Origin of the sequence: Kocuria sp. HSID16901, from assembly GCF_003989425.1 — a bacterium.
Classification (GTDB): Bacteria; Actinomycetota; Actinomycetes; order Actinomycetales; family Micrococcaceae; genus Rothia; species Rothia massiliensis.
Map to the genome: position 1 here is coordinate 132406 of NZ_RBLM01000002.1, position 22259 is coordinate 154664.

Annotated in this window: 23 protein-coding genes; 18 read left to right on the forward strand and 5 right to left on the reverse strand. The window is 61.7% G+C overall.

Translation table 11 applies throughout. The features are described from left to right. Positions 1-20: 20 nt before the first annotated feature. The 4 genes from atpA to D8M21_RS02800 are packed head-to-tail and all read left to right on the forward strand — an operon-like array spanning position 21 to position 4419. Positions 21-1658, forward strand: coding sequence for a F0F1 ATP synthase subunit alpha (atpA, locus tag D8M21_RS02785; RefSeq protein ID WP_048680198.1), 1638 nt, complete (start codon positions 21-23; stop codon positions 1656-1658). Positions 1659-1716: 58 nt separating this feature from the next. Continuing rightward, on the forward strand, positions 1717-2643 hold the full coding sequence (locus D8M21_RS02790; RefSeq protein WP_048680189.1) for a F0F1 ATP synthase subunit gamma: 927 nt from the start codon (positions 1717-1719) through the stop codon (positions 2641-2643). A 49-nt stretch (positions 2644-2692) separates the two neighbouring features. Further along, on the forward strand, positions 2693-4153 hold the full coding sequence (gene atpD / locus D8M21_RS02795) for a F0F1 ATP synthase subunit beta (protein WP_048680185.1): 1461 nt from the start codon (positions 2693-2695) through the stop codon (positions 4151-4153). A gap of 2 nt (positions 4154-4155) precedes the next feature. After that, the gene (locus D8M21_RS02800; RefSeq protein ID WP_048680182.1) at positions 4156-4419 is read left to right on the forward strand and encodes a F0F1 ATP synthase subunit epsilon; all 264 of its coding nucleotides are present in this window, start codon (positions 4156-4158) and stop codon (positions 4417-4419) included. Between the two features lie 116 nt (positions 4420-4535). On the opposite strand, the gene nucS is transcribed toward D8M21_RS02800, so the two are convergent. Continuing rightward, positions 4536-5231, reverse strand: coding sequence for an endonuclease NucS (nucS, locus tag D8M21_RS02805; RefSeq protein ID WP_048680176.1), 696 nt, complete (start codon positions 5229-5231; stop codon positions 4536-4538). 62 nt (positions 5232-5293) lie between these two features. Here nucS and D8M21_RS02810 point away from each other — a divergent pair, with 62 nt between their 5' ends. Together D8M21_RS02810 and D8M21_RS02815 are read left to right on the forward strand one after the other, a co-directional pair. Further along, positions 5294-5629: a hypothetical protein gene (locus D8M21_RS02810; protein WP_048680174.1), complete on the forward strand. Its 336-nt coding sequence runs from the start codon at positions 5294-5296 to the stop codon at positions 5627-5629. A gap of 55 nt (positions 5630-5684) precedes the next feature. Beyond that, the gene (locus tag D8M21_RS02815) at positions 5685-6476 is read left to right on the forward strand and encodes an alpha/beta hydrolase (RefSeq protein WP_048680572.1); all 792 of its coding nucleotides are present in this window, start codon (positions 5685-5687) and stop codon (positions 6474-6476) included. Between the two features lie 31 nt (positions 6477-6507). On the opposite strand, the gene D8M21_RS02820 is transcribed toward D8M21_RS02815, so the two are convergent. Then, positions 6508-7860 (reverse strand): AI-2E family transporter, encoded by a 1353-nt coding sequence (locus D8M21_RS02820; protein WP_082156710.1) that lies wholly within the window; start codon positions 7858-7860, stop codon positions 6508-6510. Between the two features lie 144 nt (positions 7861-8004). Here D8M21_RS02820 and D8M21_RS02825 point away from each other — a divergent pair, with 144 nt between their 5' ends. From D8M21_RS02825 to D8M21_RS02845, 5 genes are all read left to right on the forward strand, one after another. Beyond that, entirely contained in the window at positions 8005-8970 is a 966-nt protein-coding gene (locus D8M21_RS02825) for a tetratricopeptide repeat protein (protein WP_048680172.1), read from the forward strand. A gap of 138 nt (positions 8971-9108) precedes the next feature. Further along, positions 9109-10035 carry an ABC transporter ATP-binding protein gene (locus D8M21_RS02830; RefSeq protein WP_082156708.1) on the forward strand — a complete coding sequence of 309 codons (927 nt, stop codon included), beginning with the start codon at positions 9109-9111 and terminating at the stop codon, positions 10033-10035. A 50-nt stretch (positions 10036-10085) separates the two neighbouring features. Then, positions 10086-11597, forward strand: coding sequence for a hypothetical protein (locus D8M21_RS02835; protein WP_048680169.1), 1512 nt, complete (start codon positions 10086-10088; stop codon positions 11595-11597). An 87-nt stretch (positions 11598-11684) separates the two neighbouring features. Beyond that, a complete protein-coding gene (locus tag D8M21_RS02840) occupies positions 11685-12011 on the forward strand; it encodes a DUF3039 domain-containing protein (protein ID WP_085529725.1) in 327 nt (108 codons plus the stop codon). 73 nt (positions 12012-12084) lie between these two features. Then, on the forward strand, positions 12085-13860 hold the full coding sequence (locus D8M21_RS02845) for a DEAD/DEAH box helicase (protein ID WP_048680563.1): 1776 nt from the start codon (positions 12085-12087) through the stop codon (positions 13858-13860). Here D8M21_RS02845 and D8M21_RS02850 read toward each other — a convergent pair. Both D8M21_RS02850 and D8M21_RS02855 read right to left on the reverse strand, forming a co-directional pair. Then, positions 13844-14479, reverse strand: coding sequence for an isochorismatase family protein (locus D8M21_RS02850; RefSeq protein WP_048680167.1), 636 nt, complete (start codon positions 14477-14479; stop codon positions 13844-13846). The two genes, D8M21_RS02845 and D8M21_RS02850, sit on opposite strands and share 17 nt — an antisense overlap. A 60-nt stretch (positions 14480-14539) precedes the next feature. Further along, positions 14540-15802, reverse strand: coding sequence for a nicotinate phosphoribosyltransferase (locus D8M21_RS02855; protein WP_048680560.1), 1263 nt, complete (start codon positions 15800-15802; stop codon positions 14540-14542). A gap of 119 nt (positions 15803-15921) precedes the next feature. Here D8M21_RS02855 and clpS point away from each other — a divergent pair, with 119 nt between their 5' ends. The 7 genes from clpS (at position 15922) to D8M21_RS02890 (ending at position 21152) form a co-directional block, all read left to right on the forward strand. Beyond that, positions 15922-16260, forward strand: a complete 339-nt coding sequence (clpS, locus tag D8M21_RS02860) for an ATP-dependent Clp protease adapter ClpS (RefSeq protein ID WP_048680163.1) — start codon at positions 15922-15924, stop codon at positions 16258-16260. A gap of 2 nt (positions 16261-16262) precedes the next feature. Next, positions 16263-16820, forward strand: a complete 558-nt coding sequence (locus D8M21_RS02865) for a DUF2017 domain-containing protein (protein WP_048680160.1) — start codon at positions 16263-16265, stop codon at positions 16818-16820. 151 nt (positions 16821-16971) lie between these two features. Next, entirely contained in the window at positions 16972-17958 is a 987-nt protein-coding gene (murI, locus tag D8M21_RS02870) for a glutamate racemase (RefSeq protein WP_082156732.1), read from the forward strand. 33 nt (positions 17959-17991) lie between these two features. Further along, complete coding sequence (locus D8M21_RS02875) at positions 17992-18777, forward strand: MBL fold metallo-hydrolase (protein WP_048680157.1); 786 nt, start codon at positions 17992-17994, stop codon at positions 18775-18777. 76 nt (positions 18778-18853) lie between these two features. Then, entirely contained in the window at positions 18854-19615 is a 762-nt protein-coding gene (gene rph / locus D8M21_RS02880; RefSeq protein WP_048680154.1) for a ribonuclease PH, read from the forward strand. After that, positions 19612-20274 (forward strand): non-canonical purine NTP pyrophosphatase, encoded by a 663-nt coding sequence (locus tag D8M21_RS02885; protein WP_048680152.1) that lies wholly within the window; start codon positions 19612-19614, stop codon positions 20272-20274. Before rph ends, D8M21_RS02885 begins: the two co-directional genes overlap by 4 nt. Positions 20275-20288: 14 nt before the next feature. After that, the gene (locus D8M21_RS02890) at positions 20289-21152 is read left to right on the forward strand and encodes a phosphotransferase (protein ID WP_048680150.1); all 864 of its coding nucleotides are present in this window, start codon (positions 20289-20291) and stop codon (positions 21150-21152) included. Positions 21153-21181: 29 nt separating this feature from the next. Here D8M21_RS02890 and D8M21_RS02895 read toward each other — a convergent pair whose 3' ends face one another. Further along, positions 21182-22243 (reverse strand): ADP-ribosylglycohydrolase family protein, encoded by a 1062-nt coding sequence (locus D8M21_RS02895; protein WP_161800265.1) that lies wholly within the window; start codon positions 22241-22243, stop codon positions 21182-21184. Positions 22244-22259: the final 16 nt, after the last annotated feature.

Genomic DNA, 22259 nt, shown 5'->3' on the forward strand with positions numbered 1-22259 from the left:
TAGGAGAGCAGGGACACAAGATGGCGGATTTGACCATCAATGCCGATGATGTCCGCAGCGCGCTGGATGACTTTGCGGCATCGTACGAACCCGGCGACGCGCAGCGCGTAGAGGTGGGCCGCGTCAGCAGCGCCGCCGACGGCATCGCTCGAATCGAGGGACTGCCCTCGGTCATGGCGAACGAATTGATTCGTTTCGAAGACGGAACCCTCGGCCTTGCCCAGACCCTGGACACGCGCGACATTGGCGCCATCGTCCTGGGCGACTTTACGGGCGTTGAAGAAGGCCAGGAAGTCCACCGGACTGGCGAGGTCTTGTCGGTTCCCGTGGGCGATGCCTTCTTGGGCCGCGTCGTCGACCCGTTGGGCCAGCCCATTGACGACCTGGGACCGGTTGAATCCGAAGGGCGACGTGCCTTGGAGCTTCAGGCTCCCGGCGTGACGCAGCGCCAGTCGGTCGGCGAACCGTTGCAGACCGGCTTGAAGGCGATCGACGCGATGATTCCGATCGGTCGCGGACAGCGTCAGCTCATCATTGGCGACCGCCAGACCGGTAAGACGGCCATCGGCGTCGACGCCATCTTGAACCAAAAGGCCAACTGGGAATCCGGCGACGTCAACAAGCAGGTTCGTTGCATCTACGTTGCTGTGGGTCAGAAGGCGTCCACCATCGCCTCGGTTCGTCAGACTCTGGAAGAGAACGGCGCGCTCGAGTACACGACGATCGTTGCTTCGCCTGCGTCCGACGCCGCGGGCTTCAAGTACCTTGCTCCCTACGCGGGTTCGGCCATTGGCCAGCACTGGATGTACGGCGGCAAGCACGTCCTGATCGTGTTTGATGACCTCTCCAAGCAGGCCGAGGCCTACCGTGCCGTCTCGCTGTTGCTTCGCCGTCCGCCGGGACGCGAGGCATACCCCGGTGACGTCTTCTACCTGCACTCCCGTCTGCTGGAGCGTTGTGCCAAGCTCTCGGACGAATTGGGCGCCGGTTCGATGACCGGTCTGCCGATCATCGAGACCAAGGCCAATGACGTCTCGGCGTTCATCCCGACCAACGTCATTTCGATTACCGACGGTCAGATCTTCCTGCAGTCCGATTTGTTCAACGCAAACCAGCGCCCCGCGGTCGACGTGGGTGTCTCGGTGTCCCGCGTGGGTGGCGCTGCACAGATCAAGGCGATGAAGAAGGTCTCCGGTACCCTCAAGCTCGATCTTGCTCAGTACCGTTCGATGCAGGCCTTCGCAATGTTCGCCTCTGACCTGGACGAGACATCTCGTCGCCAGCTGGTGCGCGGTGCACGTTTGATGGAGCTGCTCCGTCAGCCCCAGTACACCCCGTACCCCGTGGAAGAGCAGGTTGCTTCGATCTGGCTCGGAACCAAGGGCCACTTGGACGACCTTGAGGTCTCCGAGGTGCTGGACTTCGAAGAGCGCTACATCGACCACTTGCGCCGCAACACGAGTGTCCTCGACGCGATTCGCACCAGCGGAAAGCTCGAAGATGACACGTTGACCGAGCTGAAGTCCGCCGTGGATCACGTCAAGCAGGACTTCAAGGCTGGTCACCAGGCATCGGGTGGAGCCGTCCGTGCCGGCAACGAGGAGCACGCTCCAGTGGCCGAGTCGGATGTTGATCAGGAACAGATCGTCAAGCGATAAGACCTGAGGGTGTGCGGTCCTCACGGGCCGCACACCGTCTGGGCTGAAAGGAAGCTCTATGGGAGCCCAAATTCGGGTTTACCGCCAAAAGATTGCTTCGACGTCGTCCATGAAGAAGATCTTCAAGGCGATGGAGATGATCGCGACCTCCCGCATCAACCGAGCCCGCAATCGCTCGAATGCCGCAGGGCCCTACGCGAACGCACTGACCCGGGCCGTCAGCGCCGTTGCGACTCAATCGTCGGTCTCGCACCCCTTGATCCACGATGGTTCCGAGTCCCGGCGTGCGGCCGTTCTGGTCATGACCAGCGATCGCGGACTTGCCGGTTCATACTCGGCCAACGTGCTCAAGAAGGCCGAGGGGCTCATCGAGAAGTTGCGCCGCGAAGGCCGCGAGGTAGAACTCTTCCTCGTGGGCCGCAAGGCCAAGCAGTACTTCGATTTCCGTGAACGTCCCTACGAAAAGGTGTGGTCCGGTAACACGGATAATCCCGATGTAGAGACGGCGTCTGCAATTCGAGATGAGCTACTTCAGCGATTCTCGACCCCGTACGAGCAGGGCGGCGTGGACGACCTGCACATTGTGTACACCCAGTTCCATTCCATGGTCAGACAGGAACCGCGGATTCTCCGCCTCCTGCCGCTGGTCGTTGTGGATGCCAAGGAGATGGGCGAAGACATCGTGCCGGGTGAAGAGCTGGCCGACGACGAGTTTGAAACCTCGGCGTCCTTCGACTTCGAGCCGAGCGCCGAAGAGGTGCTCGATGAGTTGCTGCCGCGATACGTCGCGACCAGGATCTTCTCGTGCCTCCTCGAAGCGGCGGCGAGTGAGTTGGCTTCACGCCAGCGGGCGATGAAGTCTGCAGGCGACAACGCCGACGAGCTCGTCAAGAAGTACACCCGATTGATGAACAATGCGCGCCAGGCGGAGATTACCCAGGAGCTCAGCGAGATCGTCGCGGGCGCCGATTCTCTCGCCTCCTAAAATCCATTCCCCCGTACGGACACTTTCTGCGAAGAGGTAAGTGAAAAATATGACAGCCACCATGAACGAATCGACGTCAACGTCGGTCCAGGGCGGCGTCGGACGTGTTTCCCGAGTTAACGGCCCCGTCGTTGACGTCGAGTTCCCCGCCGGCCAGATCCCTGACATCTACAACGCCCTGACCACCGAGCTGACCATCGGTGGACAAACGAAGAAGATTACCTTCGAAACGGCACAGCACCTGGGCGACAACCTGGTGCGTGCGATCTCGCTGCAGCAGACCGATGGTTTGGTCCGTGGCACGCCGGTTCAGGACACCGGCGACGCGATCGCCGTTCCCGTGGGTGACGGCGTCAAGGGCCACATCTTCAACGTGTTGGGAAATTCCCTGGACGTCGACGACGACCAGATCCAGGCCAGTGACTTCTGGCCGATCCACCGCAAGGCTCCGAACTTTGCCCAGCTCGAGGGCTCGACCGAGATGCTGGAAACCGGCATCAAGGTCTTGGACCTGTTGACCCCCTACATCTCCGGCGGCAAGATCGGTTTGTTCGGCGGCGCGGGCGTCGGCAAGACCGTGTTGATCCAGGAAATGATCACCCGTGTGGCCCGCAACTTCGGCGGTACCTCGGTGTTCGCCGGCGTCGGCGAGCGTACCCGTGAGGGCAACGACCTCTGGGTTGAAATGGAAGAGTCCGGAGTTCTGAAGGACACCGCCTTGGTGTTCGGCCAGATGGATGAGCCCCCGGGAACGCGTCTCCGCGTGGCCCTGACCGGCCTGACCATGGCAGAGTACTTCCGCGATGTTCAGAACCAGGACGTGCTGTTGTTTATCGACAACATCTTCCGGTTCACTCAGGCGGGTTCCGAGGTCTCGACTCTGCTCGGCCGCATGCCGTCGGCCGTGGGCTACCAGCCTAACCTGGCCGATGAGATGGGCATCCTGCAGGAGCGCATCACCTCGACCCGGGGTCACTCGATTACCTCGATGCAGGCCATTTACGTGCCCGCCGATGACTACACCGACCCGGCACCGGCCACGACGTTCGCGCACCTCGATGCGACGACCGAGCTGTCCCGTGACATCGCCTCGCGTGGTTTGTACCCCGCCGTGGATCCGTTGACCTCGACCTCGCGCATCTTGGATCCGCAGTACATCGGTCAGAAGCACTACGACACCGCAATTCGCGTGAAGTCCATCCTTCAGGAAAACAAGGAGCTTCAGGACATCATCGCGATTCTCGGTGTGGACGAACTGTCGGAGGAGCAGAAGGTTGTGGTGTCGCGTGCGCGCCGCATCGAGCAGTTCCTCTCGCAGAACACCTACACCGCGAAGCAGTTCACCGGTGTCGAGGGCTCGACCGTTAGCATCAAGGACACCATCGAGGGCTTCACCGCCATTTGCGACGGCGACCTCGACCACGTTCCGGAGCAGGCGTTCTACAACGTCGGCGGCCTGGACGACGTCGAGCGCCAGTGGGCGGAGCTCAAGGAACAGGGCGGAAACTAAACATGGCAGCGGTTCTCAACGTAGAAGTGGTCTCTCGCGAGTCTGTGGTGTGGCAGGGCGAGGCAAAGTACGTGCGTGCACGCACCGCCGCCGGTGATATCGGCGTGATGGCGGGGCATCAGCCCACGTTGGCGCTCCTGTCCGAAGACGGTGAACTCGTGATCGATCCCGTCGACGGAGAGCGTAAGACCGCGAGGCTTCACGAAGGATTCCTCACGGTCTCCAACAACCGAGTCGTCATCGCCGCCAAGAGCGCGGACATCTAAAGAGTTCCGAGCTCATCGGCTTCAGCCCGATGACGAAGGCCCGGCACCGGTTTCGGTGCCGGGCCTTCATGTATCCCGGGGGGGGCGTGGAGGTACGCGAGGCTAAGGAGCGAGTTTTAGAAGAGTTTGTCGCTGGTGTCGTCGATGCCGCGCAAGGCATCGTAATCGAGGGTCACGCAGGCGATGCCACGGTCGGCGGCGAGCGTTTTTGCCTGGGGCTTGATCAGTTGAGCGGCGAAAATTCCTCGAACGGGAGCAAGTTGGGGATCCCGGTTGAGCTGTTCAACGTATCGGGTCAGTTGCTCCACGCCATCGATGTCGCCGCGGCGTTTGAGCTCGACCGCAACGGTGTGACCCGTCGCGTCTCTGGCCAGGATGTCCACGGGCCCGATCGATGTCGGATATTCGCGACGGATCAGGCGATAGCCTTCACCGAGTGTCTCGATGTGTTCGGCCAGGAGGCGTTGAAGATCCGCCTCGACGCCGTCCTTGATGAGACCAGGGTCGATGCCGAGCTGGTGATTCGATTCATGGTGCTTGGCGTAAATTCTGATGAGCAGCTTGTCGTCCGATTTGGTTGCCTGGACGATCCATCGCTCGACGGCGTCGTCGTCGAATTCTGCGTCGTCGGCAGTGTCGATGTGCAAGGTTGCCGGGGGAGACATCCAGTTGAGGGGCTTATAGGACCCACCGTCGGAATGAATGAGCACCGAGCCGTCGGCCTTGACCATGAGCAACCGAGTGGCCATGGGAAGGTGGGCCTTGAGGCGGCCTTCATAATCTACAGAACAGTCAGCTATCACAAGTCGCACCCGCCTCACTCTACAAGGAGCTAGCAGCAAGGCCCGCATTCGCATGTGCCACAATGAGTGGCATGGCACGTTCTCGGAAATCTTCGCACCGGCCGCAAACCGGCCATGGGAAGGCCGGGCCGAGCAAATGGCAGAGGAACGCCGTACTCGGAGGCGGCGATATTTCCCGGGTGCTGGACCCTGCGCCCCGCATCGATACCGATGTCTCTGGGCAATGGTTCGTGCAGTACATCTCCGCGACGTCGGCCCGTAAGACCTATGTGTGCCCGGGGTGTCGGCGCAACGTGGCCGTCGGGTCCGCTCACTACGTCGTCTGGAAGAACGATCACCTCTTTGGAAAGCAGCGAGCCATTGAGGAACGTCGGCATTGGCACCTGAAGTGCTGGGATATCCGTTAGCCGTTAGTGCTCGGCCCGAATCTCGTCGGATTCATCTCCCCTTAGAATGGGCGGCATGGCTATCTCTACTCCCGCTACCGTGAATCGCGTGACCGACGGCCCCGAGGAGCTCGGCCCCACGACGGTGTTACCGGCGGTTCGAGAAAATATCGAGCTACATACCGACGACGGTCATGTCCTGGTGGGGGAATGGGCCGAACCCGAAGGCGCGAAATCCTCGGCCACACTTTTGTTCTTGCACCCGTTGCCGACCCATGGGGGCTTCATGGACTCGCATGTGTTCAAGAAGGCCTCCTATCGTCTTCCGGCCCTCGCACACGCCTCGGTTCTTCGATTCAATACGCGAGGCACCTCGTCTCCGAGGGGCACGAGCGAAGGTCAATTCGAGGAAGGCATCGGTGAGGCGCACGACGTCGCCGCCGCGATTCGATTCCTGCAAGAACGCGGTGCCTCCAATATTTGGCTCGTGGGTTGGTCTTTCGGCACGGAACTTGTTTTGAAGTATGGGTCGCTCGAGCCCGTAGCCTCTGCGATTAAGGGGGCCATTCTGCTGTCGCCGCCTCTGCACCGCGCGGATGATTCAGATCTGGTCCGGTGGGAGGAGAGTGGACTGCCGTTGACCGTGCTGGTCCCGGAGAAAGACGACTATCTCCGGCCTAAGGAGGCTCACGAACGGTTCGGGCTCGTTCCCAGTGCATCGGTGATTGGTGTCGATGGAGCCAAGCACCTGTGGGTTGGGGAGAAATTTGTTCGCCGCGCGCACGATGAAATCGTCTCAGCCGTAGCGGGACGCCCTGTCCGTCTCAAGACCACCTGGGACGGGAGCATCGGCACCGAGCCTCGGTAATTGATCGGCATAGGGCCGTAGGCCCCGCGAATTAGCGCTGATCTTGTCGCGTGATAAATACTTCGCGAATCAGCATCAGGGCGGACGCGGCCACGGGAATGGCGATAATCGCCCCCAGTACGCCCCAGAGGGCACCGCCTGCGGCGACCGCAATCACCGCGACGGCGCCGGGAACCGCAACTGCGCGTTTCATGATGCGCGGGGAGATAAAGTACGCCTCGACCTGCAAGTAGCCGAAGTAAAAGATCGCGTAGATGAGCGCCGTCTGCCACCCTTGCACCAACGCAATGAAGGTCACCAGAATCCCGGCGACGACTCCGCCGACGAGGGGGATAAAAGCCAAGAGGAGAACCACGAAGGCGCAAAGCAGCGGGAACGGTACCCCAATGATGCTCATCAGGATGAGCGAAAACAGGGCGTTGAGGATGGCGACGATCCCTTGCCCCATGACGTAGTTACCCACTGAGCTCGTGATTTTTTCGGTCAGCTCGGCTACCCTCGGTCGCTTAGACCGAGGCGCGAGCCGGACTCCCCAGGCTTTGATGGCCGGTAGTGATGTCACGAAATAAAGGGCCAAGAACATCACGATCAGGATGCCCGTGACCACTTGTGCCACGGTCGATCCGGCGTTGATGAGGCTATTGAGGAAGTTCCCCACGAGGCCCGAATCGCTGAAAATATGGCTCAGGAAATTACCAGCCTCGGAATTGATCCGGTCCCGAATACCGAATTGCTGGTTGATGTCGGTCATGAAGTCGGAATTCAGGAAATCATTGAACGTATCCGGGAAACCGTTAATGAATCCGAGAGCCTGGCGGGCGATCGTCGGGATCACGACGGTAGCCATGAGCACGATCAAGCCCACAAAACACAGCAGGACCACAATGACGCCGGCGAGCCGAGGGAGACCCCGGCGTTCGAACCACCGGACGATGGGATCCAGGCCCAGGGCAATGAACATGGCGCCAGTAATCCAGCCGCCGAGGGCGCCGACATTGACCGCTAGGTAATAGCACATCAAGGCGAGTCCCACACCAACGGTAGCGAGGAACCCGAACTGGACGGGATGGCGCACCAGCGTGATGGGTGGGACGCCGGCGTCTGACTGCTCGGCGTCGGACGAGGCAGGGGCTGTTTCACCCGGGGAGTCCGAAGGAATGTCCTCGGATGAGGCTGTTGCTCCCAAGCGTCCACTGTCTATGTCTTTCCCGGCCGCCGACAGCCCCTTGACTTCATGGAGGGGCTGGACGTCAGGGAGCTCGAAGCGGGGGCGGGGTTTGGCGCCAGGGATCGGGGGCGCGGCGGCACGCGACGAACCGAGAGCGCGGAGCCTTTCGAGAACGCGAGACAGCCCCTTTTCCCGGGGACGGTCGGTTCCAGTCATGAAGGTCCTCTCGCCGAATCCTGTGCCTGCCTCACTCGAGATTACCCGGAGGGCGGACCTGCTTGGGCACTATCACCGCAATTTGAGAAGATGAGTGTCAACGAGATGCGGCCTCAGCGCCCCAGCGATGAAAGGACGGTCGATATGACCACAGGATCTTTCGGATCAGCAGAGCCCCAAGAGCCTACGGCTCAGGAACACATCCCCGCATCGGTGCGGTCCGCCCCCGATCTCTCCCAGATGGGTGGCGGAACTGTCGCCGGTGACGGCCCTGCGGCGCAACAAGGTGGACGTCCGAGCTACCGGCGAGACATTACTGACACGCAACAATTCCAGGAAGTCGCTCAACTCTCCGGTCAGGGACCGGTGATTTTCGCCCTGTATCGGGGTAGCGATCAAGAAGCGTCGAACGGGGTCAAGGATCTAGAATCCTTCATCGACCAGGCCGGCGGACGTCTCCTCTTGGCGGCCGTCGACATCGAACGCTCGCCCGAGATCGCTCAAGCGTTCCAGGCTCAAAGTTCGCTCACCGTCGTCGCCATGTTGGGGGGACGCCCGGCGCCCATGTACGACGCCCCGGTGCCCGCCGAACAGGCGCAGGCGTTGTTGGGCCAAGTACTTCAGCTCGCTCAGCAGGCGCAGCTCACCGGTACCTTTGAGCCCGTGGCCACCCAGGGTGAGGCCGAGCCGGAACCCTTGTCGCCCCTCCACCAGAAAGCACAGGACGCTCTCGAAGCCGGCGATTGTGACGTTGCCGCCGAGGCGTACCGGAAGGCCATCGCCGAGAAGCCGGGTGATCGTGACGCCAAAGTCGGTCTAGCACGCGTTGGGCTTCTGTCGCGGGTCAAAGACGAAAACCTGGAAGAAGCCCGGGCCGCGGCAGCGCAGAATCCCGACGACGTGCAAGCTCAGCTGACCGTAGCGGACCTGGACGTCACCGGCGGTCACGTCGAAGATGCCTTCCAGCGTCTCATTCGCCTCATCCAGCGGTCTGATGCACAGACCAAAAACACGGTGCGAGAACGACTTCTCGAATTATTCGACGTCGTCGGCGCCGAAGACCCACGGGTGATTTCCGCGCGTGCCGCACTGATGCGGGCCCTTTTCTGAGGCCGACGGCTGCGAATGCTCAGTGCTCGATATCGGCCCCACGGTGCATACGCCGTGGGGCCGTCGTCGTGTTCAGGGCGGGAAGAATCCGCCTCAGGGTGGATGACCGGTTAGGGAGCCGTGTGATGAGATCAAGGCATGACTACTTCACCGGACCACACCGAGCAGGGTTCCGAAGGCGAGGACCCAACGTCGGACACGAACCAGCAGGCAACGACGGCCGAACCGCCAGCCTGGTCCGCCCCGGACGAGCGGCAACAACCTCACCTCCCCACTTTCGGATCATCGACAACGACGTCGGCCACGACGGGTCATGAAGCCATCGCGATTCGCGGATTGACGCGCGTTTTCGGGGATCGCGCCGTCGTCCAGAACATCAACCTCGATATTCCCTCGGGATCGATGTATGGCCTGGTCGGACGCAATGGAGCGGGCAAGACCACCACGCTGTCCATGGCCACCGGGCTCTTGAGGCCCACCCACGGCCAGGTGTTCATCCGAGGCATTGACGTCTGGGAGAGGCCCCAAGAAGCCAAAAGTCTGGTGGGCGTCCTTCCCGACGGCGTGCACCTCTTCGACCGGCTCACCGGACGTCAACTGATCACGTACGCCGGCCTACTCCACGGCCTGGACAAGGAAACCGTCGCGGAACGCACCGACGATCTGCTCAACGCCATGGACCTGCAGGGCTCCGCCAATCAGACCGTGACCGACTACTCGGCAGGCATGAAGAAGAAGGTAGCGCTCGCGGCCGCGATGGTGCACGCGCCCAAGGTGCTCGTGCTCGATGAACCTTTCGAGTCCGTGGACCCCGTGTCGGCGACGAATATCCGCGACATTCTGGCTGGTTTTGTTCGCCACGGCGGCACCGTGGTCGTCTCGAGTCACGTGATGGATCTCGTGCAACGCATGTGTGACCACGTGGCCATCATGAATGACGGAGTGATTCTGTCCGAGGGAACCGTGGATCAGGTTCGCGGTGAATCCAGCCTGGAAGAAACGTTTGTCCGGCTCGTCGGTGGACGGGTCGAGTCGGAAGGGATCTCATGGTTGGGAACCTCGTAAGCCTCAAATGGGCGCATTTTTGCGCGTCTCTGCGGAGAAGCGGCTGGTCCGTGGCGGGAACCATCATCGGCGGAATCTATGCCCTCATGGCGTTGGTTGGCGTGGTGGCCGGAATGATGGCCCTTCGTGAGGGAGACCCCGCGCTCGCGCAAGGTGTCGCCGTCGTCGTGGGCACCCTGGCCACTGCGGTGTGGTGCATCGTGCCGCTGGTGCTCTCTGGACAGGATTCCACCCTCGATCCCGACCTCTTGGCGCCCTATCCGTTGAAACCTCGTGACATCATCGGCGGCCAGCTCTTGGGTTCTGTAGTGGGCATCTTCGGCTTGGTCACGCTGATCGGTTCCCTCATGCCCGTCCTGGCATGGACCTCTCCGGGCCCCGCACTCCTCGCTCTTCCCGCGGGAATAGTGGGGTTCGTCCTGCTGATGGTGTGCTCGCGGCTGATGAGTTGCCTGGGGATGGCGATTCGCCATAAACGCTTTCTTGCCGAGACCATCGGGGCGATTTTCTTCTTAGCGTTGCTGTGCGCGGGGCCGATTGTTTCGACGCTCACCTCCAGTTTGATGTCCGAAGAATGGGTCCGGTCGGTGGCCAACGTCACCGGGTGGACGCCGTTGGGTATCGCCTGGGCGTTGCCCGGGGATCTCGCATCCGGCGCGTGGGGTCTCCTGATCCTGCGCTCGGTGCTGACCGTGGCCTACCTAGCCGTGGGATTGTGGGTCTGGCAGAGTGTCATCGCGTACCAAATCAGCCACGTGGGTTCGGCACCCGCGAGGAAAGGCGGCGCCGCAAAGTCCGGACGCTGGTTGGGCCTCTTTACTCGCTTCCCGGCGACCCCTTCCGGTGCAATCGCGGCCCGGACCACGACGTACTACCTCAAAGATCCACGACTCAACCTGAATTTGTTGATGGCGCCCGGGTTCCTGATCCTCTTCGGTTTCATGAACTCCACGGGGTCCGGAGGCTTCCTCCTGCACATGGTGGGGCCGATCGTCGGGTGGATGCTCGCCTGGCAAAGTGCCTACGTCGTCTCGTACGACAACACAGCTTTTGCCCTCCACCTCACTTCACCCGTCCGTGGCATATCGGAGCGTTGGGGGCGCACCCTCGGCATGATGGTGATCTTTGTGCCACTCGTGGCGTTCGTTTCCGTCGCGGCCGAGATCATCCAAGGCGAGCCTGGAAGTATTCCGGCGAACCTCGGCCTTTCATGGGCGGTCTTGCTTGCCGGGCTCGGCGTTGGCGCGGTGCTGTCGGTCCGATACGCGCTACCGGTTCCGGCTCCCGGTGAAAGCCCATGGAAGTCCCGAAAGAATAACGCTGGTTTAGCAAACGCCCTGATTCAGTTCGTGAGCAGCATCGCGATGTGGGCCATCACGCTTCCCATCTTGATCCTCATGCTCGCCGCGTCAATCACTCATGTGCCGGTATTTGACTGGATCATTTTGATCGCCGGCCCGGTGTACGGTGCCCTCATCGTGTGGCTCGGCGTCCGAATGGGCGGCACCTGGTACGAACGCAAGGCACCGGAACTGTACCAGGATCTCGTTCGCATGCGCTGATGCCCCCAGTGAACGACGCCGAATGATGCCGGAGAATCACGCGGGTGATTCTCCGGCATCCGTTCACCAGCGTAGAATGACCGCATGATGTTTGACCGAACCGTAGACGCCTTGAACTCCACCGAACCGCTGGACGACACCGGATACGGGTCGACTCCCGGCGGAACCGCAACCATTGAACGGGAAGAAACACGCCAGCTCTCGGAGCCTGGTGACCACGAACGTTTCGCGCATTACGTGCGCAAGGAAAAGATCATGGAATCCGCGCTTTCGGGCGAACCGGTCATCGCCCTGTGCGGCAAGGTCTGGACCCCCGGCCGCGATCCCGAGCGTTTTCCGGTGTGCCCCGAATGCAAGGAAATCTACGAAATGATGCGTGGCGGCGATGACGAGGGCAACGACGGCGACCAGTAGGTCGCGCGCTTCCTCTCGAGTCCCATACCCCCGTCCCCTTTACAGGAGTGAATAGCCCCTCGTGTCCGACGACATGTCCCAGCCATCCCTCTTCGGCGGCGCCGGTGCAGACCTACCGCCCGCGTACCCGGATCGCGCAGCTTGGGGAACCGCGCCGAAGCTCCGTGCGTGGCAGGCGGAGGCCCTCGAAAAATACTTCGAAACCGAACCTCGCGATTTCATGACCGTGGCGACGCCGGGTGCGGGCAAGACGACCTTCGCGCTCCGGGTGGCCAAAGAACTCATGGACCGGGGAAGCGTGTCCCGCCTCACCGTCGTCGCCCCCACGGACCACCTGAAGTCACAGTGGGCCGACGCCGCGGCGCGAGTCGGTATAGCGATCGACCCCAATTTTAAGAATTCCGACGGACATCACGCACAGGGCTATTCGGGTGTCGCCCTGACGTACGCCCAGGTGGCCAATAAGCCGCTCCTACACCGGGCCCGCACGGAAAACGCCCGCACTTTGGTGATCCTCGACGAAATCCACCACGCCGGAGACGCCCTTTCATGGGGCGACGGCCTTCAGGAAGCCTTCGAACCGGCCTACCGACGGCTCGCGCTGACCGGCACACCGTTCCGTTCCGACTCGTCGCAAATCCCATTTGTACGTTATGAACGTGATCAAGAGGGCCTGCTGCGCTCGCAGTCCGACTACTCCTATGGATACGGACCGGCGCTGGCCGACCACGTGGTCCGCCCCGTCATTTTCATGGCGTATTCCGGCCAGATGCGATGGCGCACGAGTTCGGGCGAGGAAATGGCGGCCGATCTCGGCGAAGGATTTACCAAGGACATCACCGCTCAAGCTTGGCGCACGGCGTTGGACCCTCGGGGCGAGTGGATCCCGTCGGTCTTGGCCGCGGCGGATTCCAGGCTCAGCGAGGTGCGCAGAACGGTTCCCGACGCCGGAGGCCTCGTGATCGCCTCAAATCACGAGGATGCTCGGGCCTACGCGGCGCGGCTGGAGAAAATTTCCGGCACCCAGCCAACACTGGTCCTTTCGGACGACAAAACTGCGTCCGCACAGATCGACCGCTTCTCCGAGTCGGAGGATCGCTGGATGGTCGCGGTCCGAATGGTGTCTGAAGGGGTGGACGTTCCCCGGCTGGCCGTTGGCGTTTATGCGACGTCCACGTCGACGCCGTTGTTCTTTGCCCAAGCCATCGGACGTTTTGTACGTGCCCGCAAGAGGGGAGAAACCGCCTCCGTCTTTCTTCCCTCCGTGCCGATCCTGATGTACCTGGCTCAAGAGATGGAGGCCGAACGGGACCACGCTCTCGATCTCAAGGACAACCCAGACGAAGTGGACATCGTCGCCGCCGACGAAGGTCTGGACGATCACCTCATCGACGAGGCGAACCAGGAAGAGCAAGCCAGCTCCAGGTTGGCATCCGGAAAATTCGAGGCCATTGGCTCTCAAGCGTCCTTCCACGGCGTGATGTACGACGGGGAGGACTACCAAGGATACGAGGTGGGCTCGGACGACCAAGATTTCCTGGGGATTCCTGGTTTGCTCGATGCCGACCAGGTGGGAACGCTCCTGAAGCAACGCCATGAGCAGTCACGCCAGCAGGCCCCTCGCGCGACCTCGGCCCCTTCGGTTCCGGACCATCGCCAGCTGAAGAACTTGCGTCAAAAACTCGCCAAGAACGTGTCGGCTTGGGCCGCTCGTACAGGTGAACCGCATGGTGCCGTCCACAATGCTCTGCGTCGAGAATGCGGAGGCCCGCCGGTTGCTCAGGCCACTGCGGAACAGATCGAAGCGCGTATCTCGACGTTGCAGCGGTGGTTTATCGGCCGACGCTAGTCGACTCGATGACCTGGACGCCTGCGTCTTCCAGTTCGGCCACGGCGGTCTCTGCCGTCTCATCGGCGACGGCTGAGGTGAGGTCAACCAGCACCCGTGTTTCGTAGCCGGCATCCGCGGCATCGAGCGCGGTGGCCCTGACGCAGTAGTCGGTCGCGATTCCGACGACGTCGACGTCTGTGACATCCTGCTCCTGGAGCCAGTCGTCGAGAGACACCTTGAGCGTGTCTTCGGGCATGTGCCCGGGCTCATGCTCGCCCGTCATCACGGAATCCTCGGGGGCCAGGAGGCCCTCGAAACCAGAGTAGGCAGCCTCGTACTCGCCTTTGCGGAACATCGCGTCGACGTAGTCCATATCGAGGTCTGGATGGAATGCCGCTCCCGATGAATTGGCGACACAATGCACGGGCCAGGAATTCGTGAAGTCCGGGTTTTCGCTGAAATGGGTGCCCGGATCGATGTGCCAATCCTGGGTTGTCACCACGACGTCGTAGGCCGCGTGATGCGTCAGCAAATAGGCGGAAATCTCCGCGGCGACGTCGTCTCCTCGGTCGGTGGCCAGGGCTCCTCCTCGGCAGAAATCATTTTGGACGTCGACGATCAGCAATGCTCGAGCCATGAAATACCTTTCACTGTGGGGTGGGGAAGACGCGATGGGAGTGCGTCAGGTGAGCGGGGATTAGTGGTCCACGAATTCGGTGGGAATCGCCGGTTCCCCCTCGGAGAGGCGCCGAATCGCCCGGGGCAATTCCGCAACCGCCGCAGCGTGCCGCTGGGTGGCTGCGTGGACGCCTTCGGCGCCGGTGGCGCCTGGCAAGACTCTCCCATTGTCGACGAGGGTGTGCATGAGCGGGCGGTAGCCTTCGGATTCCAAGCAGGCAGGATCGAGGGCAATGGACTCTGCTACTGCGACGCCGCGTGAATCCAGCCGTCTCGCGGCATGTTTCTCGCCGCCGATGGACCCCTTGCCCTGAGACTTCTTCGCGACCGAGACCATCTCGCCCGCGGAGTTTTCCCGCGAGACGAGCTTGTACACCATGGACGAGGTCGGCGCGCCGGACCCAGTGACCAAACGGGTGCCGACGCCATACGAGTCGACCGGCGCGGCGGCGAGGCCCGCAATGGCGTATTCGTCGAGGTCAGAGGTGACCGTAATTTTCGTGTTGGGATTACCGAGCCGGTCGAGGAGCTCCCGGAGCGCCACCGCTTGGGCCGCAAGATCGCCAGAGTCCAGGCGTACTGCACCCAGCCGTGGGCCGGCCAGCTCGACGGCGCTACGGACGGCCCGCTCGACGTCGTAAGTGTCCACGAGCAATGTCGTGTCGATTCCCAGAGATTGGAGCTGCGCGCGGAAGGCGTCGTCCTCTTCGTCAAAGAGGAGCGTGAAGGCGTGGGCCGACGTTCCAATCGTGTGAAGGCCGTAGCGACGCCCGGCTTCGAGGTTTGAGGTGCCGACGAAGCCGGCGATGGCCGCGGCGCGAGCGGCAGCTACGGCCGCTTCTTCGTGGGCGCGGCGCGAACCCATTTCTAGGCAAGGCCGATTCCCGGCGGCCCCGGTCATGCGGGACGCCGCGGAAGCCACCGCGGAATCGAAGTTCAGGATGGACAAGATCAAGGTCTCAAGGACGCAGGCTTCCGCAAACGGAGCATCAACCTGAAGAACCGGGGAATGGGGGAAAAACGCTTCACCCTCGCCGTACCCTCGGATCGTGCCCGTGAATTGAAAATCTGCGAGGTAGTTGAGGGTCGCCTGGTCGACGACTCGAGCTTCCTCCAGGTACGCGAGCTGGGCATCGTCGAATCGAAACTTTTCCAATAAGTCCAGGAAACGACCGGTTCCGGCGAGGATCCCATACCGGCGCCCCGCTGGGAGCCGGCGGGTGAACGTTTCGAAGACGCATCGACGTTGATGCGTGCCGGCGCCGATGGCCGCCTGCAACATCGTGAGTTCGTAATGGTCCGTGAGAAGCGCGGGGGAGTGGTGAGTCACCCTCCAAGGGTACTCATCCGGCGGTACCTCGCCAACGATGGAAGGACAGGAACGGGTAGACTCGTCACACTATGGTCAGTCACTCTTCTCGTCACGTCACCCTGTCCAGTGAATCCTCCGCCGAGTTATCGCCCGAAGGCGGGGTCGGGTTGCTCGAACGAGTTGAACCTGAGACCCCTTGGAAGGTCATCGTGTGGAATGATCCCGTCAACCTCATGAGCTACGTGACCTACGTGTTCCGGGCGCACTTTGGGTTTTCCGAATCCAAGGCGCGCACCTTGATGATGGCGGTTCATCAGGAAGGCAAAGCCATCGTCTTTACAGGAGGCCGGGAAGAAGCCGAACGGCACACGAGCGCATTACACGGCTACGGGCTGTGGGCAACCTTCGAGAAGGACTCCGGAGAATAAGCATGGCCAAAGAATTTAAGAATGGACGTAAGGGAATTGTCGGCGGCCTCGAAGGCCCCGAACGCGAGTTGCTCATCAAACTCTTCCACGACGTCATCACCACCCTGGAACCGGAATCGCGTGGAGAAAATGAGGATCCGTTGGAGGCCTTGGTCGGGATCACCGACGATCCGGAAATTCCGGAGGACCCGGCCTTGAGGCGTCTGTTGCCCCAGGCCAGCGACGACGACGAGGCAGCCACGGAATTTCGCCGTTACACCGAGCGTGGAGTTCGGGAGAGCAAAATAGCGCACCTGCGTATGGCCGCCATGGACTGCGAGGCACCGAAGTTGGTGCTGAACCCCGAACATGCGATGGCTTTCGCCTCGGCACTCAACGATGTCCGATTGGTAGTCGCCACACGTCTGGGCATCGAGTCGGAAGAAGATGCACAGCGTGTCGCGGAATATACGGACTGGTCACAAGCTCGCGACGTTGAATCCTATATGTCGCTGGTTTATCAGTTCGTCTCCTGGCTACAGGACTCCCTCGTTGAGGCGATGCTCGCCGACCTCGATTAATTCTTCATGTCCTCAAGGATGATGGCCTGACCAGGGTGAACTTGGACGCATTGGGGAAGAATGACCGTCATCGATGCCCCTGATCAGGGCACTTACCGTTACCCTCGAAAGCACTATGAATAGCCTGAATCCAATCGACGATGCACCGCAGATGACGGTGTGGGGTAGTGCCGCTCCGGCGAGGCCGACGCCCGGAGCGCCCATCGGAGTGTTCGACTCCGGCGTCGGCGGACTCACCGTCGCCAGGGCCATCATGGATCAGTTGCCCCAAGAGAAGATCATTTACGTGGGGGATACCGCGAATGGACCCTACGGGCCCCTGCCGATTGCGCAGGTTCGAGCTAACGCGTTGCGCGTCATGGACGATCTGGTGGATTCCGGGGTGAAAGCGCTCGTCATTGCCTGTAATACGGCATCGGCCGCGGTGTTGCGTGACGCCCGCGAACGATACACCCGGAAATACGGCATTCCCGTCGTCGAAGTCATTCAGCCTGCCGTCCGGCGAGCCGTTGCCGCGACTCGTAATGGCCAGATCGGCGTTCTGGGTACTGCCGCAACCATCGCCTCGAGGGCCTATGAAGACACCTTTGCTGCGGCACCCCACCTGGCGATTCGTTCCGAGGCCTGCCCGGAGTTCGTGGAGTTCGTCGAGCGAGGCGTGACCTCAGGACCGGAACTCTTGGAAATTGTTGAGCGGCATCTGGCACCCATTCAAGAGTCGGGTGCGGACACCGTCATCCTGGGCTGCACTCACTACCCGCTACTGACCGGCGCGATTTCCTACGTCATGGGTGAATCCGTGACCCTGGTGACCTCATCCGAGGAAACCGCCAAGGATCTCTTCCGAGCTCTCACCAACTTGAATTTGCTCCGGGACGAGAGCGAGCCGCCCCAGCACGAATTCGTGGCGACAGGACACCCCGAATCCTTCGAACGGGTCGCACGTCGATTCCTCGGCCCCGAAGTCTCCCGGGTGACACAGGCCAAGAACTTTGCCGAATCCTTTCCCACCGCGTCACTTGCCGTTGTCCCTGAGAGACGACAGGAAGCGACCCGCACCGTTTTGAACCCCACAGAGACCGCCCGAACTCACTCCGATGAGTCGCCGGGACGCCACCTTCCGGGAGATTCCCGGTAACAACGAGATCCGCAGGGATCAAGAGGTACCACCATGGAACTGAAGATCATCGGATGCACCGGCTCCTTCGCCGGCCCCGAATCTCCCGCGTCCTGCTATCTGCTCTCCTCCGAGGATGAACACGGCCGGACGTGGCGGGTCCTCCTCGACATGGGTAGCGGATCCCTCGGGGAAATCCAGAAGCACGTCAACTTGAGCGAGATCGACGCCGTGTTGATCAGCCACCTGCACCCGGACCATTGCGTCGATCTGGCCGGTTTCTACATAGCCGCTCGTTGGGACCCCCGCGGTTGGCAAGGTGGACGCATCTCCGTATGGGCCCCATCCGGGATGAGCACCTACCTGGCACAGACGCACAGCATGGCATCGGCCGAAATCCTCAAGGACCAGATGGATTTTCATGACTGGTCGCCTGAGGTCCCGGTGACGATTGGGCCCTTGACGATCGAGCCGTACCTGGTGCTTCACCCCATCGACGAACCGTATGCGCTCCGAGTGACCGAACGAGGCGCCTCGGGGGAGAAGGTTTTGGTCTATTCCGGGGATTCGGATGCATGCGAGGGTCTCACTCGTGCGGCTTGGCACGCGGACCTCTTTTTATGCGAAGCCGCCTACATGGAAGGTCGGGACGACTCAATCCGAGGCATTCACCTCACCGGTGCACGGGCCGGCGAGACGGCACGGGATGCTCAGGTGCGACGACTCCTCTTGACGCACCTTCCGATCTGGAACGAACCCGACGTGGCGTTGGCAGAAGCTCGGGAGCATTTCGACGGCCCCGTCGACGTCGTCACGCCGCTCGCCACATACACGGTGTGATGGCCCCGTTCCGACATGCCCAGAGTCATGATCGACACGGTGAGAACCTGTGACACGACGGCGGTAAGCTGACACTATGACTTCACAGACCTCTGCGACAGAAGCAACCACTCGAGCGGACGGTCGTGCCGTGGATGAGCTCCGGCCGATCTCCATCACCAGAGGCTGGTCCCAAAACGCCGAGGGTTCGGCCCTCATCGAATTTGGCAACACCCGTGTGCTCTGCACGGCCTCGCTCACCGAAGGAGTGCCGCGATGGCTCAAGGGTGAAGGCAAAGGCTGGGTTACCGCAGAATATGCCATGTTGCCCCGCGCCACGAGTACGCGGTCTGCGCGAGAATCCGTCAAAGGAAAAATCGGCGGACGCACCCACGAGATTTCGAGGCTCATCGGGCGGTCACTCCGCGCCGTCATCGACACCCAGGCCTTGGGTGAAAACACCGTTGTCTTGGACTGTGACGTCCTGCAAGCCGATGGCGGAACACGCACGGCAGCCATCACCGGAGCCTACGTCGCGCTCGCGGAAGCGATCGCCTGGTCCCAGAAAGAGGGCCTCGTGGACCGACGCAAGCAACCGCTGATCGATTCCGTATCTGCCGTGTCGGTGGGAATTATTGACGGCGTGCCGATGCTGGATCTTCCCTACGTGGAGGATGTTCGTGCGGAAACTGACATGAACGTCGTGGTCACGGGTTCAGGATCCTTCGTCGAGGTCCAGGGAACGGCAGAAGGTGCGCCGTTCGTGAGAGATGAGCTCAACGCGCTCCTCGATCTGGCTCTCACGGGGACCGAGCAATTGGCCGCGATTCAGCGCCAGACGTTGGGAGATGCGGCATGAATGCCGCCAGTCAGACGCCACGCGTCGTCTTGGCGAGTCACAATGCGGGGAAGCTCGTGGAGCTTCGGGAACTCCTCCGGGGCCAGATCGAAGGGCTCGACGTCGATACTCAGGTCGTCGATGCGGGCACCGTGGGCGCGGAGGACGTCGTCGAGACTGGCGTGACCTTCGCAGAGAACTCCCTGCTGAAGGCTCGTTCCGTGGCGCGCCAAACCGGACTCGTCGCGATTGCGGACGATTCCGGGTTATGCGTGGACGTGATGCAGGGTGCCCCCGGGATCTTCTCGGCCCGGTGGTCGGGTCGCCACGGAGACGACGGGGCAAACATAAATCTACTCCTGGATCAGCTCTCCGATATCGCTGACGAGCACCGGGGTGCACATTTTCACTGTGCCGCCAGTGTGGCGACCCAGAGTGGTTTCGAGGCTGTCGAACACGGTGAGATGCCTGGACAGTTGCTGCGAGCGGTCGCGGGTGATGGCGGTTTCGGATACGACCCCATTTTTGCCCCCGCGGAACTCGAGGGTGACGAAGCCGGATTGTCGGCCGCACAAATTTCGGCGGCGAGGAAGAACGCCATTAGCCACCGCGCCAAGGCCTTCACCGCCATCATTCCTCACGTGCGGGCGGCGTTGTCCAAGGATCTCGCTCAAAGGTAGTCTCCGTGTCTCATATGTCTCGGTTCGCCCGGATGCGATACTTCCCCCTCATCAAGGCTGTTTTGGACCAAGCCGGTGTGCGGGTCGAACCTGACGATTGGGAGGTGCATTCGAACGGCTCGGCGCACATCGTCGTCAACGCCGGACATCTCCTGTCGGTTCGCGTAGCTAAAGCCCACGATGCCGCCAAGGCAATGGACAGCCGTGTCAGAATCTTGCGGGCTTTGCCGCGTGATTTGCCGTTCGAGGTTCCGCGACCCTTGACCCGGGTGATCTCACGGGCCGGGTATACCGCCGTGGGATTGACGTGGATTCCGGGCGAAGCTCGAGACATTGGGCCGGCTCCCGCGCGACCCTTGGGACGAGCTCTCAGAGCGATTGGCCGTATCGATGCGGTTCAACTGGGACCATACGTGGAAAAGGCCCACTTCCATTGGGGCGGCGACGACTGGGAAGCGACGCTCCGCGAAACCGTGATTCCCCGCCTCTTCACGGACAACCAACGCATGGCCCACCGCATTGTTGACGACGTATTAGACCTGGACCCCGTGGAGCCGAGGGTGATTCATGGCGATTTCTCGGGCCATAATCTGCTGTGGACCAAAGATAAATTGACGGGCGTCATCGACTGGGATCACACGGCGATCGGGGATCCCGCGTGGGATATTGCGTCGGCGGCGAACTGGTACGGCTGGGACGTTTTGACCAAATGTGTGGGGAAGGACTGGGCAGCGCGCGCCAAGATCATTCACCGTCTCATGCCGTTGCAATCAGTGGGTTATGCCATTGTCAACGGCGGAGGCGGGGCCATCGTTCGGCAATCCCTCGAGCGCACCGACGCGTGGTTCGAAGAACATAAACCCGAGCTTCCCTGGTAGGAAAGCCGCGCCGCTCCGCCGGCTACTGACTACCCATTCTCGTGTGTCGACGAGCCGAGGAGGCCTTCATCCCCAGCCAGAGTGACCCATCGTTCCCAGACCAGGCGTAGTGGATCGTCGAAGTTTCGGGGAAGGGTGACTCGTGTCCTCTGGTCCTGGTTCAGGGCGCCGCGCACGACGTCGCTGAGGCCCGTGGCTCTGGCGGAGATCGAGTCCTCCACCACGTGTCCAAGGTTCGCTGACAGCGCTCCATGCAGGTCACGGACGCATTCGGGGGCGTCGTCGGTGTTCCATCGAGTTGGCGATGAAGGGTGTTTTTGCGTGATGTCGCGCAACATCTCCACCGTGCAGGGTGCCTTGACGAAAAGCGCCCCGATTCCGCGAAGCGACCCTCCCATGGCCGCATACTGGTCGCGGAGACCACGTTGAGCGGCCGGTCCGTCGTCGAGCTCGGTAGGCGTCATCTGGAGGACGCTGGCGCAGGCCGACCGAAGGATCTCAGGAGCGCGTTGATCGGTGTCAGAGGCGCCCAGAACGCTTCTGAGGAGGATCACCCAGGCGACGCCGGTGGCCAAGGCCTCAGGGGAACCGTGAGTCAATGCGGTGACGTTGGCAGCCAATTGGCCCAGGTGGGCGACGGAGGCGACGGGGTAGAGCGCCACCGGCACTAGCCTCGGGAGGAAAGCCGACGAATCTGCCCAGGGAAGTTCGTGTCGGGCGGGATACTGCATCTGTGCTAGTGGAAGAGCCGTGGCGGTGGCGGCATCGAGGGTATCGGTGCTCCAGGAAGCGCCGTCAGCGGCTAGGTTCTCCCAATCAGACCTCGGGGGAGCAGGGGCCTCGGATTCCACGGGAAGACCCAGGACCCGGGCCCATCGGAGATACTCGAGCCAGACGGACGCGGTTTCATCGGCACTCTGCCCCCGGATCGCCCAGTGGAGAACTTCGGTCAAACCCGCCAATGTGGCTGTGGGGCCTAATCCGAGGGGAACATCCGCCGCTGCTGCCGGTGCGAGGAAGCGATCCAGGAGAGTCGCGTAACCGGGTGTCCGCGGGTCGAGTAAGGGGAGTTCTCCTGGGGGAATATGCATGTCCATCATTCTAAAC